At 51.7% G+C, this 10,423-nt stretch carries 12 protein-coding genes; 1 reads left to right on the forward strand and 11 read right to left on the reverse strand.

The genetic code is table 11. The annotated features are described in order from the left end of the window. Positions 1-23 precede the first annotated feature (23 nt). Positions 24-932, reverse strand: coding sequence for a LysR family transcriptional regulator (locus C812_RS09970; protein ID WP_016312529.1), 909 nt, complete (start codon positions 930-932; stop codon positions 24-26). A gap of 118 nt (positions 933-1,050) precedes the next feature. Between C812_RS09970 and C812_RS09975 the strand changes: the two genes are divergently transcribed. Next, on the forward strand, positions 1,051-2,331 hold the full coding sequence (locus tag C812_RS09975; RefSeq protein ID WP_016312530.1) for an APC family permease: 1,281 nt from the start codon (positions 1,051-1,053) through the stop codon (positions 2,329-2,331). A gap of 62 nt (positions 2,332-2,393) precedes the next feature. On the opposite strand, the gene C812_RS09980 is transcribed toward C812_RS09975, so the two are convergent. The 10 genes from C812_RS09980 to C812_RS10025 form a co-directional block, all read right to left on the reverse strand. Further along, positions 2,394-2,816 (reverse strand): NUDIX hydrolase, encoded by a 423-nt coding sequence (locus tag C812_RS09980; protein ID WP_016312531.1) that lies wholly within the window; start codon positions 2,814-2,816, stop codon positions 2,394-2,396. Positions 2,817-2,819: 3 nt separating this feature from the next. Further along, entirely contained in the window at positions 2,820-3,215 is a 396-nt protein-coding gene (locus C812_RS22995) for a zinc ribbon domain-containing protein (RefSeq protein ID WP_016312532.1), read from the reverse strand. 20 nt (positions 3,216-3,235) lie between these two features. Further along, positions 3,236-3,742: a GNAT family N-acetyltransferase gene (locus C812_RS09990; RefSeq protein WP_016312533.1), complete on the reverse strand. Its 507-nt coding sequence runs from the start codon at positions 3,740-3,742 to the stop codon at positions 3,236-3,238. Next, the gene (locus C812_RS09995; protein WP_016312534.1) at positions 3,739-4,269 is read right to left on the reverse strand and encodes a cupin domain-containing protein; all 531 of its coding nucleotides are present in this window, start codon (positions 4,267-4,269) and stop codon (positions 3,739-3,741) included. The genes C812_RS09990 and C812_RS09995 overlap by 4 nt, the downstream gene beginning before the upstream one ends. 116 nt (positions 4,270-4,385) lie before the next feature. Next, positions 4,386-4,889: a GNAT family N-acetyltransferase gene (locus C812_RS10000; protein ID WP_016312535.1), complete on the reverse strand. Its 504-nt coding sequence runs from the start codon at positions 4,887-4,889 to the stop codon at positions 4,386-4,388. A gap of 226 nt (positions 4,890-5,115) precedes the next feature. Next, positions 5,116-5,841: a YjjG family noncanonical pyrimidine nucleotidase gene (locus C812_RS10005; protein ID WP_016312537.1), complete on the reverse strand. Its 726-nt coding sequence runs from the start codon at positions 5,839-5,841 to the stop codon at positions 5,116-5,118. 76 nt (positions 5,842-5,917) lie between these two features. Then, entirely contained in the window at positions 5,918-6,832 is a 915-nt protein-coding gene (locus C812_RS10010; protein ID WP_016312538.1) for an AraC family transcriptional regulator, read from the reverse strand. Then, a complete protein-coding gene (locus tag C812_RS10015) occupies positions 6,829-7,722 on the reverse strand; it encodes a pentapeptide repeat-containing protein (protein WP_016312539.1) in 894 nt (297 codons plus the stop codon). The genes C812_RS10010 and C812_RS10015 overlap by 4 nt, the downstream gene beginning before the upstream one ends. Before the next feature lie 345 nt (positions 7,723-8,067). Continuing rightward, positions 8,068-8,778, reverse strand: coding sequence for a hypothetical protein (locus C812_RS10020; RefSeq protein WP_016312540.1), 711 nt, complete (start codon positions 8,776-8,778; stop codon positions 8,068-8,070). Positions 8,779-8,810: 32 nt separating this feature from the next. Then, complete coding sequence (locus C812_RS10025) at positions 8,811-10,031, reverse strand: TolB-like translocation protein (RefSeq protein ID WP_016312541.1); 1,221 nt, start codon at positions 10,029-10,031, stop codon at positions 8,811-8,813. Positions 10,032-10,423: the final 392 nt, after the last annotated feature.

Raw genomic sequence — 10,423 nt, forward strand, 5'->3', positions numbered from 1 at the left:
TGTTGAATAAGTTTAGATCTGGACTACATAGCAGCTTCTTTCCGCCATCGTTCCGCTTGTTCCCGAACCATCAAGACGAATTGCTCCAATGCAGGAGATCGCCACTTCTTCCGGTGTAATGCCAACTGCGTCGCCACCCGCTGCGATTCGTCATTCCAGTTCAGCTTCACCAGCTTGCCTTCTTCAAGCTCGCTGCGCACGGTGACCCGCGGCAAGAAGGAGACTCCCAGCCCGGAGATCACACACTGCTTGATCGCTTCGATGCTCCAAAACTCCAAGTTCGAGTCGGGAAAAACGCCATGGCTGTTCAAATAATGCTCAAACAAGGTGCGATAGGAGCAGCCGCTCTCGGTATACAGGATCGTCTGATCCTTCAGTTGATCCGGTACAACCTCCGCTTCACGACTTAACGGGTGGTCTGCCGGTGCAACCAAGGCCATCGGCTCATGCACCAATGTTTCGATCTGCAAATCCCGATCCTCCACCTCCGGCTGCAACAAGAAAGCCACGTCCAGTTCCCCTGAACGCACCAAATCTCTTAATTCCCAGCATTGACCGGGCTTAAGCACAATTTGCACCAGGGGGTAACGCTGCCGATAATGCCGAATCACCTCCGGCAAGCGGAACGCAGCCAGAGATTCCGGCGCGCCGATCTTTAAAGAGCCAGCCATTTCGGCCGCAGGGTGCAGCGCATTTTTGGCCAACTCGTGGATTTTGGCAATTTCCTGCGCGTAAGGAAGCAGACGCCGCCCTGCATCGGTCAAGACGATTCTTCTGCCGATCCGGTCGAACAACGGCAAGCCGATTTCCGCCTCCAACGTCTGAATTTGCGCGGTTACACTGGACTGCGCATAATCCAGCTGCTGAGCCGCCCGAGTAAAGCTGCCGGCCTCAACCACCACCAGAAACGTAAACAAATGACGCGATTCCATAGGTTCACCTTCCTTTCCATCGAAAAATCAAATGGATTAAATTCGATAATTCTGTTTTTCCTATGGATCTATTATCTGATACGCTATAGAAAAACACAACGAAAGCAGGAATAGATTCATGAAACAAACAAGCAACAAACTCCAAAAAGGTATAGGTCTGCCACAGGCTATCGCCTTATACATCGGCGCAGTACTGGGTTCTGGTGTACTCATCGTACCAGGGCTGGCAGCGGAGATGGCCGGACCCGCCTCCCTGCTCGCTTGGGGATTTATGACTCTATTAATCTTACCAATGGCCTTGTCCATGGGCCTCTTGTCTGCTAAATATCCGAATGCCGGAGGCGTGTCTCACTTCGTCACATTGGCTTATGGAGAGAAGGCGGGGACGCTGGTCGGCTGGTTCTTCCTCATGTCAGTGCCGATTGGTGCGCCAGTCGCCGCCTTAACCGGCGCCGGGTATCTCACCGCTGCGTTGGGTTGGGGGGAAGGAGCCAAGCTGGCCGTTGCTGCGGCGATGCTGGCTGCTGGCTTGGTGATGAATTGGATCGGTATGCAGCTGGCTGGCAAAATCCAGATTGCAGTCGTCATCGCCATCGCTGCCGTATTAATCTTCGCTTTCGGGGCTGCCTTGCCGCGGATGGAAAGCATTCACTTCACTCCGTTTATGCCCAAGGGTTGGCTCAGCGTGGGTCAGGCGGCTTCGATGCTGTTCTGGTGCTTTATCGGCTGGGAGGCGGTATCGCACATGTCTGAGGAGTTTAAAGATCCACAAAAAGCGGCGATCAAAGGAGTGACCGCCGCTGCGATTATCGTAGGGATCTTATATTTTCTCTCTGCGCTGGCCACGGTTGGCACACAAAGCTACCTCAAAGGCGACTCGGAGTCATCAATGGTCTGGATCATCAGCCAACCGCTGGGCTCCTGGGGCGGCATAGTCGCGGGAGTCACCGGGTTGTTCATTTGTATGGCCGGAATCATCGCTTATACCGGAGCCGCAGCTCGGGTGGCTTATGCGATGTCCCGTGAAGGAAACGCCCCGAAATGGTGGAATTCGCTGTCTCCTCGGTTTCATACGCCAACAGGGTCACTCTTGTTTCTGATGTTTTGCTTTATAGCCGTCATGCTGCTTTACGGAACCGGGACAATCTCACTCAGCACGCTGATCCAATTTCCGAACGCAACCTTTATTCTCACGTACATGGGCGGCTGCGCTGCCGGAATTCGGCTCCTCAAAGGCAGCCGTATCGGCGTTGTCCTCAGCTGGATTTCGTTTGCGGCTACAGCCATCGTATTTCCGTTCACCGGTTGGGCCATGCTCTACCCGCTGCTGATCGCGCTGTTATTCCTCGGGATCCAGCTGCGCTTCAGCCGGCGGAAAGCCACTTCTCTGGATATCTAATTTAAAACGGTCGGCGCGAAGCTGCGGCGAGACAGCATCTGGTTTGTCCATCGCAGCCTTGCTTAAATCCGTCCTTCATCAAAATAGGTGACTTCCACCCCTCTGGCCACGATGGAGCTAATCCCTTCCGGATAATAGGGCATCAGTTCGTCTGCGCGCTCCACGTCAACCCATGCAATATTCAATATCTCATCTGGACGGGTAATCTCCAGCGTGCCCCCCGTAATTTCCGCCCGGAACGTCAGCAGGATGACATGCTCCTCGTTTTTTATATGTACAAATTCATTGACGGCCACGATCCCGTGAACCTTCAAATCCAGTCCTGTCTCTTCTTTCCCTTCGCGGACCGCCGCGATCTGCAGCGTCTCGCCAGGCTCCACCGCGCCTCCAGGCAGCGTCCAGGCTTCGTTTTCATTTTGCACCATGAGCACTTTGGTTCTCGTCTCATCAGGAATTAGCAAATATACGACATCCGTTCGTTTCATCGGTTAGCCTCCAAATAATAAGTCCAATATCGTCGAAAATTTACCCGATGGCTGTCCCCGAAGCACATCTGGATCGTAGATTTCCACATGACCACAGTTCAGGCAGGAGACGAATAAATAATGGTTGTGCTGGATGTCCATCAGTTTACTCAAGCCGGTGCCGGTTATGGCCACTTCTTTCACCGCAGCTTCCCGTTTTCCGCACTTGCTGCATTTGAAACGACGCTCCAGCACCTCTTCCAGATCGAAGTAATCCCCAACCCGAGGAGGATCAACAGGGTCCCCCGATCCCGGCCCGGGGAATCCCTCCAGATGCTCAGGCAGCACTTCATGTTTGCATTCAGGACAAACGTCACCAACCAATATGACCTGTTCTCCGCACCAAGGACACTGAATCACGCTTCACGCCTCCTTCAGGATTAGGCCTCAAATATTTTGCCCATATAATACTCATCGACGTAATTTCCATCCACTCGAATCGAATATCGTTTGACACCCTCGACTTCAAAGCCAACTTTCTTGTACAGAGCAACGGCTCGTTCATTAGGGATCATCACCGTTAACTCGAACTTGGTGAGCTCCGTCTCCGCACGCCATGCCTCAGCAGCCTGAAATAAGCGAGTTCCGATCCCTTTGCCCGAGTAGGCTTGAGTGATGCCGACCACAATGTAACCGACGTGTTTCGTTCGGTTGGCTTGACCGCCAAACACGGCCAAATAACCAACCAACTTCCCTTGATCCTCCGCTACCAGAATCGTGGAGCCAGCTTCGGACAGAATCGATTGAATCCGCTCCCGCTGTTCTTCAGCCGTCGTGGTACGTTCTCCCGGTTCATAGAGCATAAATTTCGTTTCTTGGTCCAGTTGCAAGCATAGATTCAAAAAGCGCTCAGCGTCATCCACTCGAATTTCTCGAATCTCTATCATTTAGATCTCTCCATTGGTTCCTCATGCTCGTTCCCGTTCTCCTTCGCTGCCCACTTGGCGGCTACCTGATCCTCACCTTTGAAATAATCAACTTGGCCGGCGCTCTCGTAAACTTCTTGGTAGGGTAAAATATTGATCTTCCCTGAATCAGGATATTCACAAATGTCCAGCCCCATGTTCGTACGAATATCCAGGTACTTGCACGGCTTCTCCGTATGGTTAAATAGCTGGTGTGCCCCCGAGGGTCCCATTTCGAAGAACACGATATCCCCGGTATGTACTTCCTGATGCCCTTCCGGCGTCCGAAGCATCGCACTGCCTTCCAGAATGACGAAGAGTTCTTCTGCACTACGATGAAAATGATAAGGAAAAGAGTACTTCCCTGGATCCAGCGAACGGATATCAAACGTTAAATGCTTGGAGCCGGCCAGCTCTGCCAAGCGCTCGCTTGTATGCCAAGCGAACTCTGGAACGGGCGATTGCTTCTGATGATACTTCACACGGTCTGCATGATATAAATGTGCCATGTCTCTCCCCCTAATAAACAAATGCCCGACCGCCGATCATTGCTTCCTGGGGCCGGGTCATACGTTGGTCTTCTCATTATACATAATTTCAGACCGATTCGAGTATTCGCTTTCGTTTACAACGAGAAAGTTTGAGCTAGAACCTCGTGAAGGCCGGGCAACCCTTCGATTTCCACGCGTTCGATCGTCTCAACGAAAGAGATGCCTTGCTTCCGGTAAATTTTCTTCCAGAAAGCTACGGCAACAGCGTTATTCTGCAGCTGCTCCACCCGGATTTGGCCCTTCAAGCGCCGCATAATTTCGAAGACGGCCGTCTCCGCCGTTTTACCTCCGCGATATTTATGAAGCACGAACATCTCCTGCACCGTAAAGTCGATCTCCTCGGGCACAAACGGTGGGGCGCAAACCAGAATGAAACCGGCTATTTTCCCCGAACAATAGATGAAATAAGGATGCAATTCTTCCCGCTCCAAGTAAAGGGAAGTGTTCGCCAGATCAAATCGCCCGTCTTCCCCCGGCTCCTCACCGGTAAACGCCGATAAATCATGCAAGTACAACTGAAACAAATTAAAAAACAGCGAGCTTTGAGACGGTAAAATAGGTGCGATTCGAACGTCCACGCACTAGCCCCCTTTCGAATTACCTTCCTCTTTTGTCCCTGAGATAGATATCTAGCGCTTCGATGCCCCGGCGGGCCAGCCTAATAAACAAAATCAAGGCATATAAAATTAAGCCAGCGATAACAAGATAAAACAAGAAAAGGAGAGCGGGTAGCACCCCAATCAATCCTACACCGGCCATACCTAGCAACACCTCACTTTAATCCATTTTGAACAGCTCGTGTTCTCAGAGGTCTACCGAAGGACTCCCCCCGACTCCGACCAACATCTTGACCTCCGCTAATTGGCGAATCTCGTAAGTCGGCTGTTGGTTCAATGTATTCGGGCGGCCATACGGGTTATACCAACAGGTATCGATCCCGTAGTTTAGACCACCCTTTATGTCAGAAGTCAACGAATCCCCAACAATTAACACCCGGCTTTTGTCCGCTGGCCGAAGCCCCAATGCTTCAAACGCATAGTCAAAAATCCCCGGATGCGGCTTCGAATACCCCGTGTCTTCAGAAACGATGATGGCCTCGAACATTTGCGCCAATGCCGATCCGGCAATTCGGCTCTCCTGTACTTTTTTGATGCCGTTGGTGATGATCGCCAGATGAAACCCGGCTTCCTGCAATTCGCGGCAGAGCTCAGTTGCTCCTTCCAGCAGGAAGGTCCCCTCCCCAAGCAGTTCCAAATAGCGCTCACTAATCTCTTCAACTTGAGAGCGGGGAGTTATGCCGAGCTCCTTCACCAGTCTGGCGAACCGTTCTGTCCGCAAAGTGGCCTGCGTCACCAGCCCCTGCTCCAAATCGCGCCACAGCTGCTGGTTAATGGTCTGGTATGCCTGCATCACGTCGTCGGTACAAGGAATGCCCGCCTCCGTAAGCGTTAGGCTCAAGGCGTGGTTTTCCGCCTTCGGGTAATCAAATAATGTGTCGTCCGCGTCGAATAAAAGATGCGTATAAGTCATGGGGCTCCTCCTGTTGCATTTTCTATCCTCAAAAAATATTTACTGGCATCTGTTCAGGATCGTTATTCACTTCCGCTTATGCCCTTGCTTTAATCGGAATGTATAAATCGACCTTTGCCTTGCCCTGCGGGTCCTGCGCCGGATCATTCATGCTGAACTCCAGACAGTACCGATCATCCGGGTCGTATCCGCTGTCCGGCAGCCAATTTCCGAATATGCTCTGGTACAGCAGCGCAAGCTTTTCCGATGTATCATAAAAATAAAACTTCGCATAAAGCCCGCCCGGCAGCGTTTGGAAGCCGATCTCCGGCGTGGCATCCGCACGGCTAAGCGTATTCGGCACGGTGACGCAGGCATCGTACCGGCATTCCTCCTCCTCGGTCACGGCTGGATCGTCCAAGGAAATCCCGATAAAAGATTGCTCCGGCGGAAATAGCTGATGCTGCGCCGCCCACTTACCTAACTTTGCCCAGGCCTGATAGGTTTCCAGATAACTTCCGACATGTCTTACATACGCAACTTCCATCATGGGAAGCTCTACAATGTTGGCTTGCATTTGCCAAACCCTCCTTAACAAACTGTTTTTTACAGTTTGATCATAAAGGTTTGGCGCGGCATCGGCTTCCTGCCGATTGCGGTCCGATTGCGAAATATTGCGATCTTGCCGAGCTTGCTCTCGCATCGCGGTTGGTGTACGACCAAAATGTTTCTTGAACGCTGCATTAAAGCTGGAAGCAGACTCAAACCCGCAGTTCAGCGCAATTTCCAGCACAGGTTGGTTGGTCTCCCGCAAGTAAGCCGCGGCCCGGGTTAGGCGCTGCTTCGTGATGTACGCAAACGGCGTCTCCCCCGTCACCGAGGCAAAGATCCGCGAGAAATGATACTTGGAGAAGTTAGACAATTCGGCCAATTGATCCAAGTTCAGCTTCTGATGCAAATGCGCATCGATATACTTACAGACCTGACCTACCCTTTCCTGGTAATCGTTCATCTCGCTTCCTGCCTCCCCAAAGTCCCTTCCCAATAGAAGGGCCGTTCGAGGAGAGGAGGCAGCTTGGTGTCACGGTCTCCTTTGGCAGCATTGATCTGGGCTTGCGTCAAGAACAAGCTCTCCGATAGATCGGCTCCCCTTACATCGGCATCTCGCAGATCCGCCCCAATCATATCGGCGCCGCGCAGGTCCGCTCCCCGCAGATCCGCAGTGATCAGGTAAGCGCCTCTTAAAAATGCGCCTCGCAAATCCGTGCCCCGCAGCTTGGCACCAACCAGATCAGCCCCGCGCCCAAAGCTTCTGTGCCGTCCAGAAGATGTGCCAGCCTTCCGCAGCGCTTCAGCGCGAACGCGCTCACTCACCTCGAGCAACAACTCGTTGACCTTCGCGCGATGTGCTGCCACATCCAAGCGGAGTAAGTCGTCCAGTTTGGCGGATGTCAACCGTTCCGTCTCGTCATAACTCATCCGCAAACGTTCATGCAAATGGCTGACCTGAGGCAGACTTAATGCTTCATCCAAGTACCAGAGCAATTCATGCAGCTGCCACATGATCGGAAACACATCAAACATCAGCTTGGCTGATTCAGGCGCCTGGCGCCAACTCACTCCCGCAAAAGTGACCTGTGACACCCGTTGTCCTGCGCCAAAGCAATCGTAAACGGTGCACCCTCGGTACCCCTGTTCTCGCAGATTGCCGTGAATGCCGCAGCGGAAGTCATTCCGCAAATGGCCGCAGGGCTGTCCAGCTGGTTTATTCACAGCGAAGTCCACCGAAGCCGCAAAAGGCAGGGCCGTACAACACAAGCCAAAGCAATGCTCGCAGTCGGCCTGCAACTCAAAACGACGTCGGCCATATGCCGGCTCCTTGGTTGTTCTATTGTCAGACATCGTCAAATTCCCTCACTTTTTTGCCTATCGTCGTGTCTCTAATATAAACAAGGAACCGGGAAATGCATAGAGTTTCTTAACGATTCGGATCGCTGATCTGCGCTAAATGATGACGTGCATGCCGAATATAATCTTCATAAAATTCCTCAAGAGTCATCCCCAACAATCCCATCTTAGTCTAGAACAGGGGTGGAAGTAAATTCCTATTTCCTAACTTTTGACTAATTCAAAAAAGCCTGCCGAAGCAATACAGACACCTGCTCCGACAGACTTTTAGCGATTGTTAGGAGTTAACCTTTTTCATATCGTATTCATTGATTTTGCTACTCTCTCACTGCTCTCTCTTTATTTCAACTTAGCAACAGTAACGGAGACCTGCTCCAGTTGTGCCGAACTTAACTTCCCATCCGGCGAGCTCATTGTAACGAACCGGTCTTCCAGTTGGAAGGACAGCATCGGCGTATCGGATGGCGTGTACCATTTGGCTTTCGTGCCGTTGGACAAGGTGACTGTTTTCCCTTCATAACCATAGGCGTAGTCCCGCGGAGAAATCGTAACCGTCATATGATCAAAGATCAGATTTACGCCATCACCGGATTCGCCAACCATTTTGAAGGCATCCCCTTGGACCATTTGCTGAGGCGCATAAGGCGTCTCGAAGGATTCGAATTGGGCGAACGCTTTTTTGATTTTTTCCATTTGAGCACTCGTATAGTTCACAGGAGTTAAGCTGGTGTCCGAATCCGGAGTTCCCGAAGATGGACTGCCAATCTGCACCAGGTGCTGGCTCGCATCATAGTTCACCGAGACCTTAAGCACGTCTCCCAAAGCCCGTACTGGCAAATACGTCGTGCCATTATAAGTAATCGGCGTTAAAGGACGGCCTTGCCCGTCAACTGGAGCATAGGTTTTGCCATCGACCTGGATGCCGATTTGATTGTTCAGGTAGGCGTTGATTTTCTGCAATTTTGACCCGGCATAAACTCCGGCAGCTCCGGATAAGGTCATGCCTGCTACAACGAAAGCTAAAATGGATTTTTTCATGTTGTTGTTCATGTCGTTAGTTCCTCTCCCTAAATAAATTTGTTTTACTTAAAATCGATCACTTGAGTAACGAGCAGCGATTTCGGATCGTCCACCGTAATGCCCAGCCGTTGGCCCGATGGGCTCCAGCTTAACGGATAGATCGCGTGAGGAGGCGGATCGATCGATGCGTAATAAGGAGCGAGCGGAGACACCTGCCCGGAGCTGGTGTCAAAAATATACACGCCATTCATCCCCGGCTTATTCTCGGAATACACATCAAAGGCTAGCTTAGCGGAATCTGGAGACCACGTTACGTAAGAGATGACGTCGCCTTTGCCAATTAGTGTCCCTTGAAGGCTGCCAGCGGAGTCGTAGATCAACAGCTCACATCCCTGAAAAACACCCGATTGGGTCACAGTAGATACCGCGATATAGCGGCTGTCCGGGGAAATTTGAAACTCCCAGACATCGCGGATTAAGCTGACCGGCTTCGATTGACCCGGATCAAATACCTTCAAAACGTTATGATTATCGGTATAGTAGATCCTGCCGTGACTGACGCCAAAATGGATAAACACATCGATGTCGGGATCGTCTAACGTAAGCAGCGTCACCTTCCCGTCTGCTGCGGAAATTTGCCGGATTTCTCCTCGGCCTTCCATCGAGCCGGCAGCTAAAATGTACGTTTCCTCGTTTAGCCACCCGCCCAGTTCCAGGTAGTTCTCTCCCGGGATGTGCAGGATTTCCCCCGTTTGATGATTCTCTACAAAGTTGTCGGCCGTGTACTTATTCTTCCATTTCTGAATGAAACGGTACCGTCCATCTGGAGACGGGAACTCCTTCACAAGCATGTAGCCGTCCATCTGCTGTCCCTCCTCTCCCGCAGGCTCACGTGTCTGGCCGGTCACCAGGTTCACAATCGAGACCTCATAGGCGTATTGCGGTTCCTCCGTCGCTGTCCCGGGTTTGACCAGTCGGGTCTTTTCCACCTTCACCTCGTCCTCCGAAATCCAGGACTGGATGCTCGAATCTTCAATGGCATGCGTCCTGACGACGCGGACTTCCCGGCCAGGCGATTGTGGCTGTGCGTCTACAACCGTCAGTTGCCGCTTGGCTTCCGCTGGCTTACCCCCAGTTTGGGCGGGTTGTTGCTGCCCGTTTTGATGCGTCTTAGGGTCAACGACCGTAAGCCGTTTCTCATTTGGTTGGCAAGCCGTTACGGTGCCCAACAAGAGCGCTGCTGCCATAAGTTGAAGGGCAAAGGTGCCCATAGGGTGCTTCATTCCAGGTACCTCCTGCGTTTTTGCCACAGGTATCGCCGACCTTACCGCTCAACCCCGTTGTTCGGGGCGACCTATTCGGTTCTCCCTGTTGGCTTCAGTATAGGGAAGACTTTTCACATAAAAATATCCGACTTGTAACGTTCTTGTAACATCGAGCGGAAGTGTAACGACGGCCTAAACTGCAAAAGTACAGTTCATTTCCCGCTGAATGCTGAAAAATGGCCATTTAGGTGTAAAAGTGCAGTTCATCAAGGCCCAAATCGCCCTTCTGCGGCAAAATTGCTCTATGTCAGATGTACTTTCCCTAAGGCCCCCTAAATAAACTGGAGTCCTCCCCTACAAGGATTTACAATGGAAATAAGGGAGAGGATTCAGTTATGGGAAAAGCCAAA

Origin of the sequence: Paenibacillus barengoltzii G22, assembly GCF_000403375.2 — a bacterium.
Lineage (GTDB): Bacteria > Bacillota > Bacilli > Paenibacillales > Paenibacillaceae > Fontibacillus > Fontibacillus barengoltzii.